Source organism: Desulfomicrobium orale DSM 12838 (assembly GCF_001553625.1).
In the GTDB taxonomy this organism is placed as follows: domain Bacteria; phylum Desulfobacterota; class Desulfovibrionia; order Desulfovibrionales; family Desulfomicrobiaceae; genus Desulfomicrobium; species Desulfomicrobium orale.
The window spans coordinates 1,486,897-1,509,140 of the sequence record NZ_CP014230.1 but is presented as its reverse complement, the minus strand read 5'-3'; the positions used below and the strand labels follow the sequence as shown (position 1 = coordinate 1,509,140).

The window sequence follows — 22,244 nt, the reverse complement described above, 5'->3', positions numbered from 1 at the left end:
GGCTGCGCTAACTGTTTTTCATGTACCTTCCCGCCCAGCAACGCGTCCGGTCGGACATCAAAGACCGGCTGAAGCGGCTGGATCGCGCTCCGGATCCGGACGCCGCCCTCGGCATATTCCTCGATCTGAACCTCGAGTACGATTCCCTGCGGGACTTCAAGTCATTGTGTGTACTGATCCCCGACGAATGCCTGAGCGCGCCCGCGTCCCTGTATCTGCGGAACCGAAAGGGCAACCTGATACTGCGCCGGACCACCCTCCCCCATGAACCGGCCCCGCTCTGGGCAGATTATCCGCCGCCGGGCCCTGTCTTCCGCAAAGACGCTGGCATCTTTCCCCTGCGCGACAGCTCAAACCCGGACATTTCCGGTCTGTTGTGCCTGCACCGCCCCCTTTCCGGCCGCGAAGAGGAATTCTTCTCCGGATACGCACGGCGGGCGGGCCGCATTCTGGCTCTCCGGCAGACGGAGCTGGAAAACCGCCAGCGCCTGACATTCATCAATACCCTGATGCGCGACATCGGGCACAACATCATCGTGCCCAACATGCAGTTCAAGCTTCTGTTCTCGCGCATGGAGGAAAGACTGCGGGATATGGAGGACAAGGTGAACGCCCTGGCTCCGGCCAAGTCCAATGCCCCGGATCTTTCCACCCGGCGCGCACTGCCGCTGCTCCTGCGCGACCTGCGCAACCAGCTCGACACCATTGCCCGGCGCTTTCACCAGTCCAGCCTGTTTCTGGAAAGCCTGCTCCGGCGGGAGCATTTTGAAAAAGGCAACTACCATCTGCGGCTGCGGCCCTGCCATGTCGGCCGCCAGCTCCTCGAACCCCAGCTGGAACGGTTCCGTCCGCTGCTGCGCGATCAAGGCATTGAAATCATCGATTCCCGGCCGGCCGGCGAAGTTCTGGTAGAGGCCGATCCCGGCCTCATTTCCCAGGTTCTGGCCAATCTTCTGGCCAACGCGGCCAAGTACACCCAGGCCACACGTACTGCCGAAGGGCTCCCGGGCAAAACCCTGCGCTGCGGCTGGGACTTTTCCGATTCGGCGCTGGGCAAGGACAGGCCGGGCGTGCGCATCTTCGTATCCACCAGCGGCCTTCCCGTTCCCCCCGAGGACATTCCGCATCTGTTCGATGCGCGTTTCCGCTCCGCCGCCACACGGCCCGCCGAAGGCTCGGGGCACGGCCTGTTCTTCGTCAGGCAGATCGTCGAGCTGCACAGAGGACGGATCGACTACAGCCATGCGGACCGGATGAATACCTTTTCCATCACCCTGCCCTCACCTCTTGCCACGGAAGAAGGCGGTCTCACATGCTCCCGTTAATCCTGATCGTCCAAAGCCCGGCCTCCGGGTGGCTCTTTCCCGCGGATCATCTGGCCTCGGCCGGTTTTACCGTGAGGGAGGCCCATGACGCAGAGCAGGCCATGCGCCGCTTCCGCCATGAAGCCCCGGATCTGGTTCTGCTCGGCCTGGAGGGAGACGGCATGAACGTGCTGCGCGGCATGAAGAGCATGCGCGGAACCGTGCCTGTCATCGTGTTTTCCGAACGCACGTCCGTCACCGACGCGGTCAGCGCATTCAAAGCCGGGGCCTGGGACTATGTGACCACGCCCGTCGCCAACATGGACATTTTCATCAACAGCCTGCGCAACTGTCTGGACCAGTCGCGTCTGAGGCGCCACATTCAGGAAACCCAGCAGCATCTGTACATGCTGGTCCAGAATCTGCCGGTGATCATCTTCATCATCAACAGGCATCTGGAGTTCGAGTTCCTCAGCCAGACCACGAACCAGCTCCTCGGCTACACGCATCAGGAGATCCTGCACTCTCCCAAATCCTTCCTCCGCCGCATCCCATCCGAAGACCGCCGGAGGTTTCTGGATGGCCTGCGCCACGGATTCCAGGCCGGAAGAGGCCAATTCCGGATGGAATTCCGCTTCCGGCACAAGAAAGGCTTTCAGCTCTTTCTCCAGGCCCACTCCATCGCCCACGCGGAACGCGGCGCGGCCCCGCCGGAGTATCTGGAAGGCATGATCCTGGACGTGACGCGGAATACGTACATGGAAAATCTGTTCCTCCAGAACGAGAAGCTCGAAATACTCCGCGGCATGACCGAGGAAGTGGCCCACGATATCCGAAACCCCCTCGTTTCCCTCGGCGGCGTCGCGCGGCAGCTGAGAGCCAGATTTCCGGAGGCGGCCGAGACGGATGTCATTCTTGAACAGTGCAGCCGTCTGGAACATCTGCTGCACCGCATGAACGCCTACCTGGAGCCGCTGTACACCGAGCTGCGGCCCTGTTCCGTCCCCGCCGCCCTGGCCTTTGCCCTGCGCCTTCTCGCCGACAGGCTGGAACGCAAGTCCATCCAGGTGGACATAAGCGGCGATTCCGCTCCGGTCCGGGCCGATCAGGAAATGCTGCACCGCGTGTTCATCCACATTCTGGGTTACGGCGCGGCCGTCCTGCGGCAGAACGGCATGCTGCGCATCCAGAACTCCCAATCCGGAGGGCAGACGCATGTGACCGTCACTCTGCACCCGGCCGATCCCGGCCCGGCGGGAAAAAACGGCCGGAGCCTGCCCTTCGAGGACGAGGAGCAGAACCTGTCCACCTGTTCCCGTCTGGTGGAACGCATGCACGGCGGACTGCATGTGGAACACCTCCGGTCCACGGCCCGGATAACCGTGTCCCTGCCCGGATTTCAGCAACGCGCGAATGCTCCCGCCCCCGCCTGATCCGCCGACGGCACGTGCCCCCGCGGGAGTTTATGGACGAAGCGGAAAGGATATCCTATATCCGGTATGGACTCCGCAGAGCACTGGGGGATTTTTCCAGATACACCATCTTCCATGAGGGTTTCACATGAACAAGGACATCAACTGCATCACCATCGACGATCCGCAGCTGGCCGCCCTGTTCCGCCCGTTCGCCCTGAAAATGGAACAGCAGGGCCTGCCGGCCATCGTCATCAATACATTCAAATGCTACTTCAATCAGTTTCTGTACGGAGCGCAGGGCAAACTGTCCGACCGCGACATCGAACCCCTCTCCGACGCCGATCTGGCCGACTACGGAGAACTGGAGCAGTACAAATCCGTCGGCGAGGAAGCCTTGGGCAAGACGGCCATGATCAAGCTGAACGGGGGCCTTGGCACAAGCATGGGGCTTGAGTCGGCCAAGTCTCTCATCCCGGTCAAGGACGGTCTGAGCTTTCTCGATCTCATCCTGCTCCAGGCCCAGGCCATCCGGGCCCATTACGGCGTGGATTTCCCGCAGATCTTCATGAACAGCTTCAAGACCCACATGGATACCATGCTCAAGATCGGGGACTTCAACAACGGCTCCACGGGCATTGATCTGGCCTTCCTCCAGCACAGGTATCCCAAGATTCTGGACAAGGACCACTCCCCCGCCTCGTGGCCCCAGAACCCCGAGCTGGAATGGAACCCGCCCGGACACGGAGACATCTACACGGCCATGGTCACTTCTGGCCTCCTCGATGCCCTGCTGGACAAGGGCTACACATATGTCTTCATCTCCAACTCGGACAATCTCGGGGCCATCATGAACCGCAGGCTGCTGGGATACATGGTCAAAAACAAGCTGCCCTTCCTCATGGAAGTGGCCCGGCGCACGGAGCAGGACAAAAAAGGCGGACACCTCTGCCGTCTGAAAAAAAACGGCCAGCTCGCCCTGCGGGAAGTGGCCCAATGCCCGGACCAGGAAACGGAATCCTTCTGCGACATCCAGAAATACAGGTTCTTCAACACCAATTCCATCTGGGTGGACCTGCGCGTGCTCAAGGAGGTCTTCATTACCCACCGCATGATGCCGCTCGATCTGATCATCAATCCCAAGACCCTGGACCCGCGCGATCCGGATTCGCCCAAGGTGTTCCAGCTGGAAACGGCCATGGGTTCGGCCATCACCAACTTCCATCACGCCTGCGCCGTGGTGGTGCCGCGCAAGCGATTCGCTCCGGTCAAGACCACCGCCGATCTGCTCCAGGTCATGTCCGACTGCTTCATCCGCACGGACAAGGACACCATCGCGCCCAACCCGGAACGCACTCCGCCCATGCCCAAAGTCACGCTGGATCAAGAATACTACAAGAAAATCGACATGTTTCTGGAACGCTTTCCCAAGAATCCGCCGTCACTGCTGGAATGCTCCAGTCTGGCCGTCGAGGGTGACGTGCGTTTCGAGGAAAATGTCCGCTGCGTGGGCGACGTGCGTCTGATCAACAAGTCCCCTGTTCAGGCCGTGGTCCAGGCGGGCACGGTGCTGAACGGAGAATATGTCTTCTAAAAAACTTCTTGGGAGAATACCTGTGAAATACGCTCTCTGCTTTCTTCTGGTGCTGTACGCGGCCGCTCCGGCCTTCTGCGGCGATTCCGGTGAACGGCGCTTTGAAATCGCGGACAAGGAGCTGAACAGCGTGTATCGTCAGCTTCAGGAGCAGTACAAAAGCGAGCCGGAATTTCTGGCCAAGCTGAAAGCCGCCCAACGCGCCTGGATTCAGTTCCGGGACGCGCATCTGGAGGCCCGCTTTCCCCTGCCGGACAAACAGGCCATGTACGGCAGCGTCTACCCGGTATGCGCGGAAGAAATCCTGGCAGACCTGACGGAAGCGCGGACAGCGCAGCTGCGGTTCTGGCTGGAAGGCGTGGAAGAAGGCGACGCATGCGCGGGCTCCGCCGTCATGCGGTCGGAATAGGAATTCAGGGCCCTTGAGGGCTCCGCAATAACGAACAGGAGGCGCCATGCGGCAGTTGCAGGAAGAAGTCGATCAGTGGGTCCGGGACATCGGCGTCCGCTATTTCTCGGAGCTGACCAATCTGGGCATCCTCATGGAGGAAGTGGGGGAGGTGGCCCGGATCATGACCCGCAGCTACGGGGACCAGAGCTTCAAGGACAGTGACAAGACCGATCTGGCCGACGAACTGGCCGACGTGCTTTTCGTGCTGACCTGCATCGCCAACCAGACCGGAGTGGATCTGACCGAGGCCATGCGGCGCAATCTGGAGAAGAAAACCTCACGGGACCGGGACCGGCACAAAAACAATCCCAAACTGCGTGCCGGACGGGAAAAGTCATAAGCTCCGGAAGCACCCCGGACAGGGGGAAAAAGCACGGCCGGCATCTTTCGTTTTCCGGAAAATAATTTCTCCCGCCACTTCCCGCCAGCCCCCACGCGCCGGACCGGATCAATCTCGCCTTATGCCAGCTGTATTCCCTGGTACAGAATAACCGCCCCAGCGGCGATTTTTCCCGCGAATCCCCAGATTTTCCCCAGCAGCGCGCCGGTAGCCGCCTTTTTAGCTTCGTAGAGCGGCCGCTTGCGCCAGAGTTCGACCAGCAGGCACCCGCCGTAAGCTCCGGCCAAAGCGCAGGGCAAAGCCCCCAGACCGAAAAAAAACGGAATTCCCAGAAAGGCTCCGATGATCGCCCCGGCCAGGGAACCCCAGTTCCCGGCTTTGGAGGCCCCGTACTTTCCCGCACTCCAGTATTGCCCCAGAAACTCCATCACTTCGGCCGCGGCCGCGAGGCCGAGCAAAAAAATCCAGCGCGCCAGAGAAACATGCGCTTCCGGCTGCCAGGCAGCCCATCCGGCGATGATCAGCAGCAGCAGCCAGTTGGAGGGCAACGAAAACAAATGGGTGGCAAAGGCCAGAACCAGCAACAGACAGAAAAGAGAGGAGGCGAGCAGAGCCATCATTTTTTCGGGTTTGTGGTTACGGCCGCGCCGGGAGACCATTCACCGGCGCATGGCGGTCAGATAGCAACCAAGCCATACAAGGAGCAGGCCACAGCAAACGCTCCCCAACACATAGCCTGCGGCCGGAAAAAATCCGTGCTGACACAACAGGGCGAACGTTTCCAGACCAAAAAGGCGGAAAAAGTGGTGAACCCGCCCAGGAGGCCGGTGAAAAGAAAAACCCGCTCCTGAATCGAAAAGAAACCATATCTGTCCGCAAGGCCGCTCAACAGACCGGCCAGAAGGCAGCCCGCCAGATTCACCGCGAAAGTGGCCACAGGGAAACGGCACCCGGCGGCATGGCGCAGCACAAGCTCCGCCAGGCAGAACCGGAGAGCCGCCCCCGCCGCTCCGCCTGCGGCGGCGAGCAGAATGGATACGAGATTCACGGACTTTCCAGAATGCAGTCGGCACGATCAGGCAGTCAGGACGCGGAGCTCGAAGCTTTGCCGTCGAGCGTGGAAACAGTCGGCAGCACAACGCGCACTTCCGTTCCTTTTCCCAGTTCGCTGTGCACGGTGATTTCGCCATAATGATTGGCGACGATGCCATAGGCCGTGGATAGTCCGAGTCCGGTGCCCTGCCCCTCGGCCTTGGTGGTGAAGAACGGATCGAAAATGCGCTGCAGATTTTCCGGAGCGATCCCCACCCCGGTGTCCTTTATGGCCGCGCGAACCCGTTTGCCGTTCTCCACAAGCGAGGTGCTGACGACCAGCATTCCTCCGGACTTTTCCATGGCATGCAGGGCATTGATCGCCAGATTCAGAAAAACCTGCTCCAACTGATTGGCATCGCCGGGAATGCGGGGCAGAGACGAATCGAACTGTCTTTTGATGCTGATGCGGTGTCTCCGGAAAACGGATTCCACCAGACCGATGATTTTCTCCAGCAGCCCGTTCAGATCGATATTCGTGACCTGCGGCGCATTGGGCCGGGCAAACCCCATGAGGTTTCTCAGAATGATGGAAATACGCTCGATCTGCTGCGAAATCTGCCGCAGATCACGGCGTTTTTTCTCGTCCTGCTCCCGGTTTTCCAGCATCTGGGTACGGGCGGAAATAATGGCCAGCGGATTGTTGATCTCATGGGCCGCGCCCGCAGCCAACTGCCCGACAGCGGCCAGGCGTTCCGTCTGAAGCAGTTGCAGGTTGATCTGTTGATTTTTCCACAAGGCTCTGGCCAGCTCATCGGCCCTGGCCTGCAGATTGTCGAAAAGCCGCAGCCGGTCCAGCGTGGCCGAGGCCATGCAGGAAACCTGAGAGTACCCCATGTATTCCTGGGAAGTCATTTTGGGGCTTGTGTCCGGCATCCGCAGGATGCACATTTCCCCCGTGAAATCCGATCCTATCAGCGGGAAGATATAGTACCCGCGAACCATGAAGAACTGTTTGAGCCACAGTTCCCGGTCCATGTGGGAAGACGCGGCGCAGCGCTCGGAATGCGAGCCGGCCAGCGCCCTGAGGGAGTCCGGCAGTGTCGGCCCCGTGCTGAAGTCCGGCTTGCCTTCGCCATCCAGAGAAAAAGACACGTGCCGCCGCCCGCCTTCTCCGCTCCAGATGACTCCTTGTAGCATTTTACTCTCGGGGACGACCCAGTACGCGAACCCCTTTTTGACCCCCACGGCCTCGACCATGCATGTGCCCACGGAATCAAAAACATGCTCGGCCGTCTGGGCCTTGCTCATTTTAAGGCTGGCCGTGGAACCGAGCATGGCGAAACGGTTGGAAAGCTCCAGGCCCTTCTGGGTCTGGTCCAGCTCCAGACTGATCCTCATGAGCCGCTGATTGGCTTTTTGCAGGGAAGAAAGAAAAAGCGCGACCTGATCGCCTTCCAGATCGAATACTTTCGCCCGGTCGGCGAATGCGGGCATGAATGCCTCGTGAATCTCCTGAATGTCCTGTTCCGTAAGCCCGAGGACTGCGCACAATTCCTTGTGGCGCGGCTGTTCTGAGGCATTCCACCCTGCGTCGCCCGGCAGGGTGACATGAGTCAGGAGATTGGCCAGAGAAACCACCATCGCCAGAATGTCTCCTGATTCGCGCAGCGAGGAAACATCGTCGTGATGCATGGAAATGGCGTTCAGCATGGATTCCGGCAGCCGCCATTTCTGGGCGATCCACCGTCCTATGTATGCGTGGTCCGTACCCAGAACCGCCCGTTCCGAGTCCACCACGCATTCCCGCAATTCCTCCATGTGCCGGCAGACGCGGACATAGTCCCGGTTGACATAGCTATGCAGAAAAATCCGCCCGATATCATGCAGAAGGCCGGCCACAAAAGCTTCTCCGGCCAGTCCCGGATTCGCTTTTTCCGCGACGAGGGCCGCGTACACGGCCGTGCCCAGAGAGTGCTTCCAAAGCCCCCGCTGCTCTTCCTCTTCAATTCTGTTTCCCTGAATGAGAGAATCGCGGATCAGCGCGGACAGCAGCAGGGTTTGCACCGTTCTGCTGCCCAGGCGGTTTAAGGCCTGCTCGATCCCGGTCACCTGGCTCCGGCCGGAGTAGGTCGCCAGATTGGCATGCTGGATGATCTTGAGCATCAGCGAGGGATCGGATTCAATGAGCCGGGCCAGCTTCGCATAGTTGTAGTCCTGCTTGAGTATATGATCCAAAACGGCGTTGGCCACCGACGGCAGGGACGGCAGCTCTTCGATCTGCTGCAAGACGGAACGCAGAGACTGTACCATCTGCGCATCCGAGCCCTCCCCTCCCGGAAGGGAGGAATGAGTCGTGGTCATGTTTTCTCCTTCGGGTCGAGATCAGTAATGGGGCGGCCTCTCATCGAGGGGCGGCTCCGTCCGCGAAACGGATATTTCATGGAGCTTTTTCCCCAGAAGTTTCACCATCCGCCCCAGTTCCCGGAGTTCTTTTTGTTGTTCTACGATGACAGCATTCAGGTCATCAACCGTTTTCTGCAAATAGAAAACAGTAATTTCAAGATTGTCGATCTTGTCCTGCATCTCTTTCTCTCCCGGAGCCAACCCTGTTCTTGACCGCAACTGTCCGCCGCGCATAGGACACGGCGAAACCGACAACAGGAGCACAGCATGACCGATCCCACGCAGATTTTCACCCCGGACTATCTGGATGAAATCTTCCCTCTGGAAAAAAGCGACGCATTCTTCGAGGCCATGTACGGCGACGCGGCCGAAGGCGCCTACGACATCAAGCTCAGATTCCAGGCCGCAACACCCTCGGAGCTGCATTTTCTCCTGCATCTGGAGCAGCGTCCCGGGAAATGCCTGGCCTGCAACCTGACCTACGGCCTGCCCCAGGTTTTTTCCCGCCACCCGCTTCTGGCCATGGGCCGCCTTGCCGGTGAACTGGCCGGAAAAATCGGCCGTACCGCCGCGTCATGGTCCTTTTCACCCACCCGGGAGATTTCCAGAACACTGCACGCCGTGCCTTTCATCATCACTCTCGGCTGATTTCCCACACGCAAGAACGGGAATTTTTGACGCGGGTCAAAGATTCCCATCCGTCCCCGATCCATGGTGCCATCATGCACGCGTCCGCCATCAAGACCTGCCAGACCTCATGCCCCCGCGCCGTGTTCACGGCGGAGCTCTCCGCCAAACTGGAAGCGACCGTGGCCGCCAGCGGCTGGCCCGATTTTCTGCTCAAGCGGTACGCGGCTTCACGCCGCCATCACCACTTCCGCATCGCCGCCGCATCCTGCGCCAACGGCTGCGCCCAGCCCCATATCGCGGACTTCGGGCTCATCGCCACAGCCCGGCTCAGCGTACACCCGGAGAAATGCACAGCCTGCCGGCAATGCCTGTCAGCCTGCGCCGAAAACGCCCTGAAGCTGGATCAGGGCATCCGGCTCGACACGGCCCGGTGTCTGGGCTGCGCGGCCTGCGTCCGGGTCTGTCCGGTATCGGCGCTTGAGATGAGCGAGCAGGGCTACCGTGTACTGCTTGGCGGCAAACTGGGGCGCCATCCACGCCTGGCCCACGAGCTGGGATTTTTCTCCGAAAAGGACGCCCTGCGCATCCTGTCCGCAACACTGGCCGTTCTCATGGGCCGGTACAGGGCGGGCCAGCGGCTGGGCGACCTGATCCGCGACATGGGCCAAGAAAACTTCGACCGCCTGGTCCGGCCATGAGCACGATCGCGCGAATACTTCTCTTTCTGTGCGGCATGGTCACGGCGGCGCACTTCCTGCGCTCCGGCGGTCCGTGGCTGGCCCTGGCGGCCCTTCTTCCCCCGGCCGCCGCATTTTTCCCGCGTCTTCTGCCCCGGCCGCTCCTCGTTCTGGGCGCCCTGGCCGCAACCGCCCTCTGGACCAGTCTGACTGCGCACCTGATTCAGTGGCGTGTCCTGACGCAAGAGCCCTGGATGCGCCTGGCCGCCATTCTGGGAACGGTCTGTCTGGCCCATGCCGCCCTGACCGCCCTGCTGATGCGGCGCGGCGAGGCAGACAGCATGAACGGCGCAGCCTGGGTCCGGACAGCCGCCTTCATACTCACTGCCGCCATACTGACCCTGGCCCGGCACAAAGCTCCCGTGCCGCTGCTGCTCGGAGAACGCTTCTTTCCCGCGTCCGGCCCGTTCTGGACGGTCTGCTTCGCCCTTTACGCCGGCATTCTGGCCGAATGGCTCCTTGGGCCGCAGAGCGCACGCGCACGGTCGCTGGCCTGGACCTTCTTCTCTCTGGTCTTTTTCGTCCAGCTGGCCCTCGGCCTGGCCGGATGGTCCCGATTTCTCATGACCGGCACCCTGCACCTGCCCGTACCGGCCCTGATCCTGTCCGGCCCCCTGTACCGCGGCGAAGGCTTTTTCATGCTCATCCTGTTCGGCGCGTCCCTGCTTCTGCTGGGTTCGGCCTGGTGCAGCCATCTCTGCTATTTCGGAGCCTGGGACGACCGTCTGTCCCGGCTGGCCGCCGGAAAGCCGCGCCCGCTGCCCGGCTGGACCTGCCGTCTGCGCGCGGCGATGCTGGTTCTGGCCATCCTCGTTCCCCTTCTGCTCAGCTATTCCGGCGCCTCGGGTTCGACGGCCCTCGGCGCGGCGGCGGCCTTCGGTCTGGCCGGAATACTGGTCATGCTCCTTTACTCCAGACGAAACGGCGTCATGACTCACTGCACGGTCTGGTGTCCCGTGGGTCTTGTGGCCAATCTGGCGGGCCGGATGCTGCCCTGGCGGGTCCGCATGGATGACGGATGCACGCGCTGCGGCGCCTGCGTCAAAGCCTGCCGGTACAACGCCCTGACCCCGGCCGATCTCGATGCCGGACGGCCCGGCCTGTCCTGCTCGCTATGCGGAGACTGCCTGTCCAGATGCCCTCACGGATTCCTGCGATATAAACTTTTCGGATTCTCCGCGGATAATTCCCGGCGGATTTTCGTCGCTCTGGCGGCGGCCCTGCATGCCGCGTTTCTGGCTGTAGCCCGCATCTGACCCCTTGCCCTCAGTAGCGGTCAAGAATCCGTTCCTTCTGGGTATAATCCCATTCCCTGAGCCCAAGAGCCACCAGAATATCGTCGACCAGCTGATCCACCTCCCGGTGCGCTTGCAACATGTGATCCATGCAGGCCATGTATAAAGGTTCGCGTTCGGACATGACCGCGACCACTTCGTCATGAAGCTCCAGCGCGGTCAGGGCCGGACGCTGCGCCGACTGCGGATCGGCCAGAAGCCGCCGGACCAGGAGAGCCGCGTCGGCGGCCAGATAAAAAATAACGCCTGTTTTCTCCATCTGCCGGCGATTTTCTTCCGCCAGGACAGCCCCGCCGCCCGTGCCTACGACCTTGCCCGGCAGCCCGGCGGCCTCGGACAGAGCCTGTTTTTCCATTTCCCGGAAACGCTCCCAGCCGTGCCGGGCGACAAGGGAATCAATGCTCTCCCCGGCCGTCTTCACGATCATCACGTCCGTATCCGTGAAATCGCATCCAAAGACGGCGGCCAAAGCCTTTCCCACCGTGGTCTTGCCGCTGGCCCGCATGCCGACGAGATAGATATTCTTCTCTTCCAAACGAAACGGTGCGCGCCTGAATTGTCCCGGACGAAAAATCATGGTCGCGTCCGGCTCCTCCACCGTCACTTTTTTACTGATGAACCTGTTCATGCCTTGCCCCGCATATGTTTTGAAACTTTGCAGACCCCGGCAGGCAGCTCCTTTCGGAGCGTTGACGTCTGAATGCCAATCAGGCTAGCCGGGGAACTTCCCTTACAACCTTTTGCAGAAAATTCTCAAGGAACTCTCATGAAGCTACGTAATATACTTTCTCTCCTTCTGCTGACCCTGATCCTGTCCACTCCGGCCATGGCCGCAGGCGTAAAGCAGATCGGCATCAAAGAACTGCACACTCTGACCGAAGCCAGCAAGGGAAAAGTGCTCATCATCAATTACTGGGCCACCTGGTGCGGCCCCTGCGTGCAGGAATTTCCGGGACTCGTCGCCCTGAGGAACCAGTTTTCGGAAGACGATCTGACAATCATCGGCATCTCCGTGGACAACAATGTCCGGCCCGTAGAAAACTTCATCACCCGGTACAAGGCCAATTTCCCCATTTACCTGGACAACCGGGAAATAAGCGCCATGCTGTCCATCAGCTCCATCCCCAGAACCGTCATTTACGACCGCAGTGGAAAAAAAGTGCTGGACCACCTGGGAATCATTTCCGAGGACAGCTTCCGCCACGTGGTTCAGGAACTCCTGTAATATCATGAACATTCTGGCGGAACTGGCCGAACGGGCCATTCTCGACGCTCAGCGCCAGGGGGTGTTCGACGGCCTTGCCGGCCAGGGCCGCCCTCTGCCGCCGGAAGAGGGCCCCCTTGTACCGGAACATCTGCGCATGGCCTACACTGTCCTTAAAAACGCGGGATATGTGCCCGAAGAAATCCAGGCCCAGAAGGATATCCATTCCCTGATCGAATGCCTGGAACGGGAGACGGACGAATCCCGGAAAGTACGCCAGATCCGCAAAATCGACATGCTCATGACCACGGCCAGAATCCGTTTCGGCGGGCTTCTGCTGGAAGAAAACGAAGCCTACTTCCGCAAGGTCGTGGCCCGCATGTCCCTGAACGAAACGCAATCATGAACACATCCCGCCGTACCCTGCTCAAGGCATCTCTGGCGCCGCTTTTTTTCATGGCCGGCACGGCCCGGGCCGAAGAGGCCGCCCTTCCGGACCAGCCCGAAATCCGGATCATTCAGGACAAGGACCCGGCACTTCTGCTGGCCAGAATTTCCACTCCCGGATTTGACGCCACTCTGGCCCGGGCGGTGCTCAATTTTCTTTTCGACACCTACCCGACGGCCAATCTTCCTGTCTGGAAGCTTCCCCTGAGTCGCATCGACATGCACGTCCGGGTCACGGAAATAGCCCGCCACGTAGTTCAGGCCGCCATAAGCCACGCCGCCATCCATCCTGTGGATCCCTGCTGGATCATGGGACAGATCATGGCTGAATCCTTTTTCTACGAATTCGCCGTGTCCTCGGCCCTGGCCGTGGGACCATGCCAGTTCATCGCCCCCACAGCCCGCACCTACGGTCTGGTCTGCGCCGACGCCCACAAACTGCCGCCGGGCGTAGCGCGCAAGCCGGAGCTGGAACCGGAATTCGAGCGGGCGGCCCAACTCCGCACCCGGACCAGAACCCTACGCCGGGAAAACTCCACGCTGTTCAGCAGCCCGTCCAAAACCCTGCGCGCCATCCTGAATACCTTGGCCGCCGGAAAGCCCGTAACCAACGCCAAGGCGTATCTGACGACTCTGCAGAGCATGGAAAAACTTCAGAGCGAATACAGTCAGGCCCGCGACAACGCCCGGCAATACCTGCAGGAAAACTTTGCCGAGCGGTCCATTTTCAATCCGCAGGATGTGGTTTTTCTGGAAAAATTCGACCAGCGCGTTCTCTACGAGCACAGCATCGGAGCCATGGTCCGCATGATGGCGGAAAACCTGCGTGCCCGAAACGGCAACATTCTGGCCGCCACGGCCGGATACAACGCGGGCCCCGGCAACACGTCCTATCCTTCCGGAGTGTACGCATCCTTCGGGCGCATACCCAATTTCGGCGAGACTGTGGATTACGTGTCCAAAATCGTCATCAACCACTACGAAATCACCCGGCGGCTTTAGGCTCATTCCCGTCAATCAAGACAGAAGCTTTCAATGCCACCTATCGTGTGTTTACTGACGAAATCATTTTAGGCCGTCCCGACCTGACCTGACAATCGCAGCGTCCCAAACGGAGACAACTGTCAGATCAGGCCTGGGCTACCGCTGACGGCCTCCGATGCGCCGCATCTATCCTGAAAATCAGTCCTCCTCGCCCAGCTCTTCCAGCATTTCCATTGACGGTACAAAGAAAAGCGTTCCGGTGACCGCGGTGCTGAAATCGAGCAGGCGGTCGGTATTGCCCTCCGGCTCGCCTATGAACATATTTTCCAACATCTTGCGCGTGGTGGAAAAAGTGCCCGCGTATCCGATAAAATAGGTGCCGAACTCCCCTTTGGCAGGATTGGAAAACGGCATGTTGGCCCGGACTATTTTGAGCTCGTTCCCGTCCGCGTCCTCGATGTTGGTCACCGCATTATGTGCATTTTCGGGTTTCTCCTCGTCGCCCAGTTCCACATCATCGAATTTTCTTCTGCCGATGGCCTGCTCCTGTTCTTCCGTGGACAGGGCATTCCAGGCCTCCATATCGTGCATGTATTTCTGTACGAAGGCGTAACTGCCTCCCGCGAAAGAAACATCTTCTTCGCCGATGACGGCGGACGCGAAGCGCTCCTCGTCTTCCGGGTTTTCCGTGCCGTCCACGAAACCGATGATGGCCCGGCCGTCGAAATAACGGAAGCCGTGTACTTCATCGATGTGACTGACCGCCCCCCGGAGCTTGGCGCTGATTATGGATGCGGCCTCGTGGCAGACATCCATTCTGGCGGCCCGGATATGAAAGAAAAGATCGCCCGGTGTGGAGACCGCCGTGTGTTTCGCCCCCCGTATTTCCCGGAACACTTCCAGTTCTTTCGGCTTCCCTCGTCCGGGAAAAAGCCTGTCCCACGCCTCCGAACCGAATCCCATAACACAGCTGACGGCCGAGGCGGGCAGACGTGTACGCAGGCTCCTGGCCACAACCGGGAAATCGGCGCACATCCCCTTCACCTGATTCAGTGCGCCCTTTTCGTCCCGCAAGCCGAAAACCATGAAAATGGCGTGCTCGCCCGGCCCGTTGGTGACATCCTGAGGTTTCATCGGAATCTCCTTGCAGATTGGATGTTGAGTACAAAACAGCGGATACCCGCACCGGGTGGACGTTCACGCCCCGTGCGCGGAATGAAAAAACAGATCCGGCGCGTCATTGTTCCTTCTCTCGGGGCCGCCGGCGCTGTGCGTATTGATGCGTTGCATAGTCATGGGTGTTCCTCATTGGTTGAATTTCAGTCCGGCCAGCCATTTCACCCGCGCAATGCCCTGATAGCGTGTGGCGCGGTGCCGTAGGTGCCGTCCAGGGTGGCAATGGCGACTTTATCGTCATTATCCAGCGCGAAGTCGAAGACGGCAAGGTTTTCATGAATGCGGACGGGGCAGCTTTTGCCCCGCTCGGCGGCCAAGCCGCTCAATCCAGCCCTTTTTCTTGCAGCCAGTGCGCGATGTGGTCGGCCACTTGAGCGTTATTCAGATCGCTGAATAGAAAATGGGTGTGCCAGAAGTGGTCCCCATAGTTTGGACAGTTAGCAGCGGTTTCCTAGCTTGTCTTTTTCCTCATCATGCTGCCTTTAACAGCCCTTCATGGTAACAACGCTCCGGGCTTCTCCCGCCCAAACTGCTGTGAGGCCGAGTCTGGTTGTAAAAGTCGATCCATCTGCCGATGCCGGTGCGGGCTTCCGAGCCAGTTTCGTAAGCGTTCAGGTACACGTTCTCGTATTTGCGTGAGCGCCAGAGGCGTTCGATAAATACGTTGTCCAGCCAGCGGCCCCGGCCGTCCATGGAAATGCGGATTCCCTTATCTCGCAGGATGGTGGTAAAGGCAAAGCTGGTAAACTGACTGCCCTGGTCGGTGTTGAAGATATCGGGTTTGCCATATTTCGCCACGGCCTCTTCCAGAGCCGAGGCGCAAAAATCCGTGTCCATGGTGTTTGAGAGCCGCCAGGACAGCACTTTGCGGCTGTGCCAGTCCATGATGGCCACCAGATAGAGAAAACCTTTGCGCATGGGGATGCAGGTAATATCCGCACACCAGACCTGATTGCTCCGATCTATGGTCAAGTCGCGCAACAGGTAGGGATAGTGTTTGTGTTCCGGGTTCGGAACACTGGTTTTCGGCTTCTGGTACACCGCCATGAGACCCATCAACCGCATCAGACGGCGGACGCGCTTTCTGCCAGCGTTATATCCCAGCGACACCATGTAACGACGCATCTGGCGCACTCCAAGAAACGGCCATTCCGCGAAAGCACGGTCGATTTCCTGCATTACTGTGAGGTTTATGGCCGATTCTCCGGCTCTTTTGTAATACAGGCTGGAACGGGCGACTTTGAGCAGAATACACTGCCGGACAACGTTGAGCTTCACATGGCCCGAATTGACCATGCTTTGCCTGCGGGAGACGCTCACCGCTTCCCCCAGGCTTCGGCTGAAAAATCTCGTTCCACGGTAAGCTGACCGATTTTAGCATGAAGCATCTGGAGCTGTTTTTCTCTCCTGACCTCTTCGGTCTTGATTTCACCGGCAAAGATGCCCGCAGCCGATTCCTTGAGCTGCCTTACCCACTTGTGGATGAGCGTCTGATGAACGCCGAACTCGGAACTGAGTCCGGCAATGGTTTTCTCGCCGGAAAGGGCGGTCAGGGCCACTTTGGCCTTGAAAGCCGGAGCGTGGTTCTTTCGCTTGGACATAATGCGTTCTCCTTGGCTGGTTGAGTAGCTATCACATCTGTCCGAATCTTGGGGACCACCTCTTTGCTCCCTCCAGAGATTATGTCCAGAGTTGCGGGACGCCGTTTTCCAGGTACGGATTGAAATATCCGAACTTGAGCCAGGGGCAGGCTCTACCCAGGCGTTTCATAAAATTTCCAAGTCCCATGCAGGCTTCCGCGGAAGTCTCCATCAGGTTCAGATAGAGTTCCGGATCCAGACTCAGATTGCGCATTTGAATGTAGTCTGGACGGGTGGACGAGATCAGTTCCGTCAAAGCTTCCAGTTCGCCCTCCGTGTCGTTCAAGCCGGGAAAAAAAAGATAATTGAGAGACACGAACAGTCCGCTTTGCTTGGCCGTGGCAATGGACTCGCGCACGTCGGTAAAGGTGTATCCTTGGGGCCGGTAATAGCGGTTGTAACAGGTCTCGCTGGCGCTGTTCAGGCTGACCCTGATGGAGTCCAGGCCAGCCCGGGCCAGGTCGGGAAGAACTTCCGGCCGGCTCGCATTGGTGTTGATATTCACCGTGCCCCGGCCACCGCCGTTGCGGAAAAGTTCAATGGCTTCAGCGATGAGCCCCGCTTCGGTCAATGGCTCTCCCTCGCAGCCCTGCCCGAAGGAAAGGACCGGATTTTTGGCCCGCCGCGCGTGCAGAGTCATGATTTCGGCAATTTCACCGGCCGTGGGTGTGAAGCCGATTCTGTTCTGAGATGCGGGAAAGCCGGAACTCTCAGGCTGCAGGGAAATGCAGCCGAAGCAGCGGGCGTTGCAGGTTCTGGCCGTGGGCAGGGGTGCTTCATACCGGCCCAGAGCCAGATTTTTGGCCGCCGGACAGCAGAAGGTCAGAGCGCAGCGGGCCAGATGCTGGATGAGCCGGTTCTGCGGATAGCGCTTTAGCAGATCGTGCGCACCGCGTTCAATGCGTTCCGGCGGAACATGAGCAAAGACCTGGCGGCGATCCTTGTCCACGCGGGTGGCGGCCACCCAGAAGCGGCCATCGGCAAATCCTACGGCTCCATAAGCGAAAAGAGGCAGTTTGGGCGCACCCTCTTCTGCCACGTATGCCGCTGTGGCGGACAAGGTGTAGGCCGGACAGACAAAAGCTGCCACGGCCTGCTCTCCCGGAGCCTCCGCCACGCCTGTTGCTGGATTGAGACCCAGCGCGCGCCGCCGGGGGAGCAGATACAGATCACTGCCCTCGGGTAGAGGGATGAGTTCATCCGGCCGGGGCAAAGCCAGCTCCCGGCCCCGCCGGACCAGCATCAGCAGTTCGGGGTCGTCGTAAATATTGCCGTTTTCATCGGCGAACACCATGACCGGGCTGACTTTTCGGGCGGCCACACGCACCTCCATAAAAAAACAAGGCAGAGGTGTAAAAACACCCCTGCCTTGGCAGAGACAATTCCCCGTGGGGATTAACGCTTGGAGTACTGGAAGCGGGCACGGGCGGCGCGCTGGCCGTACTTCTTCCTTTCCTTGATGCGGGAATCCCGGGTCAGGAAACCGGCACGTTTCAGTACGCCGCGCAACTCCGGATCGAATTCCAGCAGGGCTCGGCTGATGCCGTGCCGTACAGCCTGAGCCTGACCGGACAGACCACCGCCAGTAACACGACAGGCGATGTTGAATTTCTCCAGAGTCTTGGTCAGCTTGAGGGGCTGGCGGATAATCATCTGCAGGGTGGCCCGGGGAAAGTAGCTGGCCAGCTCCCGCCCGTTGATGGTGATGCTTCCGGTGCCCTTGTACAGTCTGGTCCGGGATACGGATGTCTTTCTTTTCCCGGTGCCGTAAAAGAAATCTTGACTCATGGTCCTCTCCATCAGGGATTAGATGTCCAGCACTTCAGGCTGCTGCGCCTGGTGAGGATGTTCCGGGCCGGCATAGACCTTCAGCTTGGTGATGAGCTGGTATCCCAAGGCACTTTTGGGCAGCATGCCCCGCACAGCCTTGGTGATGGCCTGTCCGGGCTTTTTGGCCATCAGTTCCGCCAGGGTGGTTTCCTTGAGGCCGCCGATATGACCTGTGTGCCGGTAGTAGACTTTCCGCGAGAGCTTCTGTCCCGTGACCTTGATCTTGTCCGCATTGATGACGATGACGAAATCCCCGTTATCCATGTGCGGAGCAAATTCCGCCTTATGCTTTCCCCGGAGGCGCAGGGCGATTTCCGAGGCGAGCCGGCCCAGGACCTTGTCCTTGGCGTCCACGACGTACCATTTACGGGTCAGTTCGCTTGCTTTGGGACTATATGTTTTCATTTTCCATGGCTCCTGCCTGATAATCCCGCACGAAAGCGGGCATTTTTTCATCCTGAAATCAATGATGCGGTACATTGTACTTTATCATTGAACCGCTATGGTGTAACGAAATGCGTTGTGGGATAAGGAATGTGACTGGTATCCTTCCCGCCGGTCCTTGTAAAGCTTTTTTCTCCTGCGGCGGGAACGGAAGTTCCCCCCGACGCCGGGAGGTTCATGGAGGATATGTGACCAGCATACGCAAGAGTCTGTTGCAGCTCGTTTTTTCCGGCAGTTTCATGAAACGGTGGAACGACAAGATGCGCCCCATGGAGCTGGTGGAAGTGGACAAGCAGGCGCACAAGATGATCGTGGCCTGGCTGCTGTACGAGCTCAATTCCAGGAATCTGGCCCAGGAAGAAAAATCCCGTCTGGGCGAGGACATCGTGCGCGGCGGCATTTTCGACTACCTCTACCGTCTGGTCATCACGGACATCAAGCCGCCCATTTTTTACCAGATCAAGGCCAATCCGGCGCATCACCAGCAGTTGACCGAATGGGTGCTGCGGGAGCTCCGGCCGCGCGTGCAGCCGTTGGGGCGCGGATTCTGGGAAAACATGGAGGCGCATTTCGCCGCCCAGGTGCGCGGTGCGGGGACGCTGGCCTCGCACATTCTGGACGCGGCACATCTGTTCGCCAGCCGCTGGGAATTCCATCTCATTCGGGATCTGAACCCCTGGGACGAGGAGATGACCGAAATCGAAAAGACTTTCCGGAACGGTCTGGAAAATCACCTCGACCTGCAGGGCATCCGGGAGCTTCTCGACGGCGCGGGCTCGGGACTGGGAAAATTCGCCAACATGTGCGGGCAGCTCCGGTTTCAGAAACGCTGGTCCCAGACGCCGCGTATTCCCGAAACATCGGTCTTGGGGCACATGTTCATCGTGGCCTGCTTCGCCTACTTCTTCAGCATCGCCGTGAGCGCCTGCCCCGCGCGGCGACACAATAATTTCTACGCGGGGCTTTTCCATGACGTGCCGGAGCTTCTGACCCGGGACATCATTTCTCCGGTCAAGGTGTCGGTACAGGGCATAGGCGAACTCATCCGCGAGTATGAAGGCCGGGAACTGGACCGGCGTCTGTTCGCCATTCTGGCCGATCCTTCATACGCGGATCTGCTGGCGCGGCTGAAATATTTTCTGGGAGTCGATGTGGGCTCAGAGTTCGAATCGACCATCATTCAGGACGGCGCGGCCCGCATCGTCAGCTGGGAGCAACTCCAGGGACAGTACAACCAGGACCGCTTCTGCCCAAAGGACGGCCGGATGCTCAAAATCTGCGACCACCTGGCCGCATTTCTGGAAGCGTACACGGCCTTGGCAAACGGTATCGACAACGCCCATCTGCAACAGGCCCTGTGGCGCATCCGCAATATGTATCAGAACGAGGCCCTGACCGAGGACCTGCACATCGGAGCGCTGCTGGCGGATTTTGAATAGCGGGCCTTTCACAAGGAGACATCAGCCATGCTACTGCGGAAAAGAGTCTGGGATATCATGCGGGAAGAATATGCCTCCGTGGATGAGGACACGAGTCTGGCCGAGGCCGTCCAGGCCATGCACGATCTCCGGGCCAGACAGCCCGATACCAACTTCATTCTGGTATTTACCCGGGACGGACGCTTCCTCGGCATTCTGAGCATGTGGAATCTCATTCAGGGTATGGGGCCATGCCTGCTCAAGGAACCCGAGCCCGAAGACCGGGAAGTGGACTGGGACAAGGCCTTTGGAACGGCATGCCGGGGCTGCGCCCAGATGCGAATCAGTGAATGGGTGCAGACCGATGTCCCGGTCCTCAAGGCCAACGATCCGCTGGCCAGAGGACTGGAGGTTCTGCTGGATTACCGCCGGGGCCGGGCCGTGGTGGAAGAAGGCGGGCGGATCATCGGCGTGGTCACCGTGGCTGATCTGTTCCGGGAAATCTCCAGGGCTCTGGCTTGAGCGTCACCTGGAGCCGTTCGTTTTCCGGCGGCTGCTTTCGGGCTCCATCGACCTGAACAGACACACGACAGAGGAGTCCGGCATGGAATATCTGGTTATCTGTCTGGTGAGTCTGGCCGTATCCGGATTGACGCTTTTCTCCGGATTCGGCCTGGGCACGGTGCTCATGCCGGCGATGGCGATTTTTTCCCGGTGGAAACCGCCGTGGCCATGACCGCAGTGGTGCACTTCGCCAAAGCCGCGGCCTGCTGAAGAAAATGACCATTCAGGCCATACGGCGGATCGTGGGCGTCATGCTTCTGATACTTGGTGTGGGCCTGTGCGCGGGCATCTTCTGAATCGAGCCTCCATTCATGGGAGCGAAGTACCCGCATGTTTGGCCGTCGTACATGACAAAGGCCGCTTCAGGCACATATATTTTCGGCGGTAAAGGGCGCGCTTACGGCCGTCCGAACCGTTCTGAAACGCAAACTTTTGCAAAGGAGGCATCACATGGAAAAAACAGCTCCATCCGGATTCAGCCGCAGACAGTTTTTGACACTCGCGGCAGGCGCGACGCTGGGCATCACGTTGGGTGGCTTCAGGCGGACAGCCTGGTCTGCCGGGCTGGAACTGCCGCCCCTGCCCTATGCGGAAAATGCCCTCGAGCCGGTCATTTCCGCCAGGACTGTGGGTTTTCACTACGGCAAACGTCACAAGGGCTATGTGACCAACCTGAACAAACTGATCGCCGGCACCGAATACGCCGACATGTCTCTGGGTCAAGGCCACGGCGGGAAAAGCCGTCACAATCCCGATGAACGGGAACGGACAGCGGCATGGCGCTTCGTGTTTTTTGATCTTTAATCAGAAGTAAAAGTTGGTGGGTTAAGGTCGCGGAAGCTCCAGTGAGCCAACTTTTTCGCCGGGTAACTCGAGCGCATCAAGCCCTTTTTTTCGCTTTCACACGGTATACATAAGCGGTAATTATTTGTGTCATCGAACACAGCCTGCATTTTTGCACGCTGGTTGCATGGCTGTCCTCAGTGATATCTTTTTCGAACTGGTGAAAACAACGGGGAAAGACGGCAGGCTGACGATCGATGCGACTCATCTCGAAGCTCACCAGACGGGCGCAAGTCTGCTTAAGAGGGCTCTTTCCCAGTGCATTGAGTGTACGAAAGGAAGGGCTCAAAGCGCCACGCTGTTTGTGACGGTGACGGCAAGCCTGCGCTTCTGGCGCCCCCGAAAATCCAGGTCAGTGATCACAGAGATGGCGAGCTCTTTTTGGATTCTTTACCGCGGGCCAAAGCAATTCTGGCGGGTCATGGTGATGACAAAAACTGGCCTCATGGGACGTTAATTGGCAGGGGCATCACGCCATGCCCAAAAAGAATCG

27 protein-coding genes are annotated in these 22,244 nt (G+C 59.3%); 16 read left to right on the top strand and 11 right to left on the bottom strand.

Features of this window, described 5'->3' with window-relative positions; translation table 11 throughout:
- Nucleotides 1–20 precede the first annotated feature (20 nt).
- The 5 genes from AXF15_RS06900 (at nt 21) to AXF15_RS06880 (ending at nt 5,101) form a co-directional block, all read left to right on the top strand.
- A complete protein-coding gene (locus tag AXF15_RS06900) occupies nt 21–1,325 on the top strand; it encodes a sensor histidine kinase (RefSeq protein WP_066605188.1) in 1,305 nt (434 codons plus the stop codon).
- On the top strand, nt 1,313–2,737 hold the full coding sequence (locus tag AXF15_RS06895; protein ID WP_066605185.1) for a response regulator: 1,425 nt from the start codon (nt 1,313–1,315) through the stop codon (nt 2,735–2,737). Before AXF15_RS06900 ends, AXF15_RS06895 begins: the two co-directional genes overlap by 13 nt.
- A 127-nt stretch (nt 2,738–2,864) precedes the next feature.
- Complete coding sequence (locus AXF15_RS06890; RefSeq protein WP_066605182.1) at nt 2,865–4,310, top strand: UTP--glucose-1-phosphate uridylyltransferase; 1,446 nt, start codon at nt 2,865–2,867, stop codon at nt 4,308–4,310.
- Nucleotides 4,311–4,332: 22 nt separating this feature from the next.
- Entirely contained in the window at nt 4,333–4,719 is a 387-nt protein-coding gene (locus AXF15_RS06885) for a lysozyme inhibitor LprI family protein (protein WP_211258961.1), read from the top strand.
- Between the two features lie 46 nt (nt 4,720–4,765).
- On the top strand, nt 4,766–5,101 hold the full coding sequence (locus AXF15_RS06880; RefSeq protein ID WP_066605177.1) for a nucleotide pyrophosphohydrolase: 336 nt from the start codon (nt 4,766–4,768) through the stop codon (nt 5,099–5,101).
- Nucleotides 5,102–5,220: 119 nt separating this feature from the next.
- On the opposite strand, the gene AXF15_RS06875 is transcribed toward AXF15_RS06880, so the two are convergent.
- Genes AXF15_RS06875 through AXF15_RS13490 form a run of 4 tightly spaced genes read right to left on the bottom strand, consistent with a single transcriptional unit; the run spans nt 5,221 to nt 8,719 of the window.
- Complete coding sequence (locus AXF15_RS06875; RefSeq protein ID WP_066605175.1) at nt 5,221–5,760, bottom strand: DUF456 domain-containing protein; 540 nt, start codon at nt 5,758–5,760, stop codon at nt 5,221–5,223.
- Between the two features lie 17 nt (nt 5,761–5,777).
- Nucleotides 5,778–6,149, bottom strand: coding sequence for a CrcB family protein (locus tag AXF15_RS06870; protein WP_211258960.1), 372 nt, complete (start codon nt 6,147–6,149; stop codon nt 5,778–5,780).
- Nucleotides 6,150–6,184: 35 nt separating this feature from the next.
- Entirely contained in the window at nt 6,185–8,497 is a 2,313-nt protein-coding gene (locus tag AXF15_RS06865; RefSeq protein WP_066605171.1) for an HDOD domain-containing protein, read from the bottom strand.
- A 21-nt stretch (nt 8,498–8,518) separates the two neighbouring features.
- Nucleotides 8,519–8,719, bottom strand: a complete 201-nt coding sequence (locus AXF15_RS13490; protein ID WP_169793619.1) for a SlyX family protein — start codon at nt 8,717–8,719, stop codon at nt 8,519–8,521.
- A gap of 87 nt (nt 8,720–8,806) precedes the next feature.
- Between AXF15_RS13490 and AXF15_RS06860 the strand changes: the two genes are divergently transcribed.
- From AXF15_RS06860 to AXF15_RS06850, 3 genes are all read left to right on the top strand, one after another.
- Nucleotides 8,807–9,187 (top strand): pancreas/duodenum homeobox protein 1, encoded by a 381-nt coding sequence (locus tag AXF15_RS06860; RefSeq protein WP_066605169.1) that lies wholly within the window; start codon nt 8,807–8,809, stop codon nt 9,185–9,187.
- A gap of 74 nt (nt 9,188–9,261) precedes the next feature.
- Nucleotides 9,262–9,867: a 4Fe-4S binding protein gene (locus tag AXF15_RS06855; RefSeq protein WP_169793618.1), complete on the top strand. Its 606-nt coding sequence runs from the start codon at nt 9,262–9,264 to the stop codon at nt 9,865–9,867.
- On the top strand, nt 9,864–11,162 hold the full coding sequence (locus AXF15_RS06850) for a 4Fe-4S binding protein (protein WP_066605164.1): 1,299 nt from the start codon (nt 9,864–9,866) through the stop codon (nt 11,160–11,162). Before AXF15_RS06855 ends, AXF15_RS06850 begins: the two co-directional genes overlap by 4 nt.
- A gap of 10 nt (nt 11,163–11,172) precedes the next feature.
- On the opposite strand, the gene aroL is transcribed toward AXF15_RS06850, so the two are convergent.
- On the bottom strand, nt 11,173–11,829 hold the full coding sequence (gene aroL / locus AXF15_RS06845) for a shikimate kinase AroL (protein ID WP_066605156.1): 657 nt from the start codon (nt 11,827–11,829) through the stop codon (nt 11,173–11,175).
- Between the two features lie 138 nt (nt 11,830–11,967).
- Here aroL and AXF15_RS06840 point away from each other — a divergent pair, with 138 nt between their 5' ends.
- From AXF15_RS06840 to AXF15_RS06830, 3 genes are read left to right on the top strand one after another with little or no spacing between them, the layout of a single operon-like run.
- Complete coding sequence (locus AXF15_RS06840; RefSeq protein ID WP_066605153.1) at nt 11,968–12,426, top strand: TlpA family protein disulfide reductase; 459 nt, start codon at nt 11,968–11,970, stop codon at nt 12,424–12,426.
- 4 nt (nt 12,427–12,430) lie between these two features.
- The gene (locus AXF15_RS06835) at nt 12,431–12,811 is read left to right on the top strand and encodes a DnaJ family domain-containing protein (RefSeq protein WP_066605151.1); all 381 of its coding nucleotides are present in this window, start codon (nt 12,431–12,433) and stop codon (nt 12,809–12,811) included.
- Nucleotides 12,808–13,854 (top strand): lytic transglycosylase domain-containing protein, encoded by a 1,047-nt coding sequence (locus tag AXF15_RS06830; protein ID WP_066605150.1) that lies wholly within the window; start codon nt 12,808–12,810, stop codon nt 13,852–13,854. Before AXF15_RS06835 ends, AXF15_RS06830 begins: the two co-directional genes overlap by 4 nt.
- A 180-nt stretch (nt 13,855–14,034) precedes the next feature.
- Here AXF15_RS06830 and AXF15_RS06825 read toward each other — a convergent pair whose 3' ends face one another.
- The 6 genes from AXF15_RS06825 to rplM form a co-directional block, all read right to left on the bottom strand.
- Complete coding sequence (locus AXF15_RS06825; RefSeq protein WP_066605144.1) at nt 14,035–14,970, bottom strand: Dyp-type peroxidase; 936 nt, start codon at nt 14,968–14,970, stop codon at nt 14,035–14,037.
- Between the two features lie 203 nt (nt 14,971–15,173).
- Entirely contained in the window at nt 15,174–15,329 is a 156-nt protein-coding gene (locus tag AXF15_RS14185) for a hypothetical protein (protein ID WP_154666846.1), read from the bottom strand.
- A 154-nt stretch (nt 15,330–15,483) separates the two neighbouring features.
- Nucleotides 15,484–16,613 (bottom strand): IS3 family transposase gene (locus AXF15_RS06820; protein ID WP_236884736.1). Its coding sequence is split into 2 segments (ribosomal slippage): nt 15,484–16,356 and nt 16,359–16,613, totalling 1,128 coding nucleotides; the frame shifts between segments, so codons are not numbered across the junction.
- A 79-nt stretch (nt 16,614–16,692) separates the two neighbouring features.
- Nucleotides 16,693–17,973 carry a radical SAM family protein gene (locus AXF15_RS06810; protein ID WP_066608549.1) on the bottom strand — a complete coding sequence of 427 codons (1,281 nt, stop codon included), beginning with the start codon at nt 17,971–17,973 and terminating at the stop codon, nt 16,693–16,695.
- A gap of 74 nt (nt 17,974–18,047) precedes the next feature.
- A complete protein-coding gene (gene rpsI, locus AXF15_RS06805; RefSeq protein ID WP_066602419.1) occupies nt 18,048–18,440 on the bottom strand; it encodes a 30S ribosomal protein S9 in 393 nt (130 codons plus the stop codon).
- Between the two features lie 18 nt (nt 18,441–18,458).
- On the bottom strand, nt 18,459–18,887 hold the full coding sequence (rplM, locus tag AXF15_RS06800; RefSeq protein WP_066602420.1) for a 50S ribosomal protein L13: 429 nt from the start codon (nt 18,885–18,887) through the stop codon (nt 18,459–18,461).
- Nucleotides 18,888–19,114: 227 nt separating this feature from the next.
- Between rplM and AXF15_RS06795 the strand changes: the two genes are divergently transcribed.
- From AXF15_RS06795 to AXF15_RS14360, 5 genes are all read left to right on the top strand, one after another.
- The gene (locus AXF15_RS06795; protein WP_066602421.1) at nt 19,115–20,365 is read left to right on the top strand and encodes an HD domain-containing protein; all 1,251 of its coding nucleotides are present in this window, start codon (nt 19,115–19,117) and stop codon (nt 20,363–20,365) included.
- 27 nt (nt 20,366–20,392) lie between these two features.
- Complete coding sequence (locus tag AXF15_RS06790; RefSeq protein WP_066605130.1) at nt 20,393–20,866, top strand: CBS domain-containing protein; 474 nt, start codon at nt 20,393–20,395, stop codon at nt 20,864–20,866.
- An 82-nt stretch (nt 20,867–20,948) separates the two neighbouring features.
- On the top strand, nt 20,949–21,080 hold the full coding sequence (locus AXF15_RS14690) for a hypothetical protein (RefSeq protein WP_257721617.1): 132 nt from the start codon (nt 20,949–20,951) through the stop codon (nt 21,078–21,080).
- 278 nt (nt 21,081–21,358) lie between these two features.
- Nucleotides 21,359–21,712: a hypothetical protein gene (locus tag AXF15_RS06785; protein WP_066605119.1), complete on the top strand. Its 354-nt coding sequence runs from the start codon at nt 21,359–21,361 to the stop codon at nt 21,710–21,712.
- Between the two features lie 166 nt (nt 21,713–21,878).
- Complete coding sequence (locus AXF15_RS14360) at nt 21,879–22,208, top strand: hypothetical protein (RefSeq protein ID WP_066605117.1); 330 nt, start codon at nt 21,879–21,881, stop codon at nt 22,206–22,208.
- Nucleotides 22,209–22,244 lie beyond the last annotated feature (36 nt).

Excerpts from the sequence above, each read along its gene's own strand:
- AXF15_RS06900 (WP_066605188.1), top strand. The coding sequence starts at position 21 with ATGTACCTTCCCGCCCAGCAACGCGTCCGGTCGGACATCAAAGACCGG.
- AXF15_RS06895 (WP_066605185.1), top strand. The coding sequence starts at position 1,313 with ATGCTCCCGTTAATCCTGATCGTCCAAAGCCCGGCCTCCGGGTGGCTC.
- AXF15_RS06890 (WP_066605182.1), top strand. The coding sequence starts at position 2,865 with ATGAACAAGGACATCAACTGCATCACCATCGACGATCCGCAGCTGGCC.
- AXF15_RS06880 (WP_066605177.1), top strand. The coding sequence starts at position 4,766 with ATGCGGCAGTTGCAGGAAGAAGTCGATCAGTGGGTCCGGGACATCGGC.
- AXF15_RS06875 (WP_066605175.1), bottom strand. The coding sequence starts at position 5,760 with ATGGTCTCCCGGCGCGGCCGTAACCACAAACCCGAAAAAATGATGGCT.
- AXF15_RS06865 (WP_066605171.1), bottom strand. The coding sequence starts at position 8,497 with ATGACCACGACTCATTCCTCCCTTCCGGGAGGGGAGGGCTCGGATGCG.
- AXF15_RS13490 (WP_169793619.1), bottom strand. The coding sequence starts at position 8,719 with ATGCAGGACAAGATCGACAATCTTGAAATTACTGTTTTCTATTTGCAG.
- AXF15_RS06860 (WP_066605169.1), top strand. The coding sequence starts at position 8,807 with ATGACCGATCCCACGCAGATTTTCACCCCGGACTATCTGGATGAAATC.
- AXF15_RS06855 (WP_169793618.1), top strand. The coding sequence starts at position 9,262 with ATGCACGCGTCCGCCATCAAGACCTGCCAGACCTCATGCCCCCGCGCC.
- AXF15_RS06850 (WP_066605164.1), top strand. The coding sequence starts at position 9,864 with ATGAGCACGATCGCGCGAATACTTCTCTTTCTGTGCGGCATGGTCACG.
- aroL (WP_066605156.1), bottom strand. The coding sequence starts at position 11,829 with ATGAACAGGTTCATCAGTAAAAAAGTGACGGTGGAGGAGCCGGACGCG.
- AXF15_RS06840 (WP_066605153.1), top strand. The coding sequence starts at position 11,968 with ATGAAGCTACGTAATATACTTTCTCTCCTTCTGCTGACCCTGATCCTG.
- AXF15_RS06835 (WP_066605151.1), top strand. The coding sequence starts at position 12,431 with ATGAACATTCTGGCGGAACTGGCCGAACGGGCCATTCTCGACGCTCAG.
- AXF15_RS06830 (WP_066605150.1), top strand. The coding sequence starts at position 12,808 with ATGAACACATCCCGCCGTACCCTGCTCAAGGCATCTCTGGCGCCGCTT.
- AXF15_RS06825 (WP_066605144.1), bottom strand. The coding sequence starts at position 14,970 with ATGAAACCTCAGGATGTCACCAACGGGCCGGGCGAGCACGCCATTTTC.
- rpsI (WP_066602419.1), bottom strand. The coding sequence starts at position 18,440 with ATGAGTCAAGATTTCTTTTACGGCACCGGGAAAAGAAAGACATCCGTA.
- rplM (WP_066602420.1), bottom strand. The coding sequence starts at position 18,887 with ATGAAAACATATAGTCCCAAAGCAAGCGAACTGACCCGTAAATGGTAC.
- AXF15_RS06790 (WP_066605130.1), top strand. The coding sequence starts at position 20,393 with ATGCTACTGCGGAAAAGAGTCTGGGATATCATGCGGGAAGAATATGCC.
- AXF15_RS14690 (WP_257721617.1), top strand. The coding sequence starts at position 20,949 with ATGGAATATCTGGTTATCTGTCTGGTGAGTCTGGCCGTATCCGGATTG.
- AXF15_RS06785 (WP_066605119.1), top strand. The coding sequence starts at position 21,359 with ATGGAAAAAACAGCTCCATCCGGATTCAGCCGCAGACAGTTTTTGACA.
- AXF15_RS14360 (WP_066605117.1), top strand. The coding sequence starts at position 21,879 with ATGGCTGTCCTCAGTGATATCTTTTTCGAACTGGTGAAAACAACGGGG.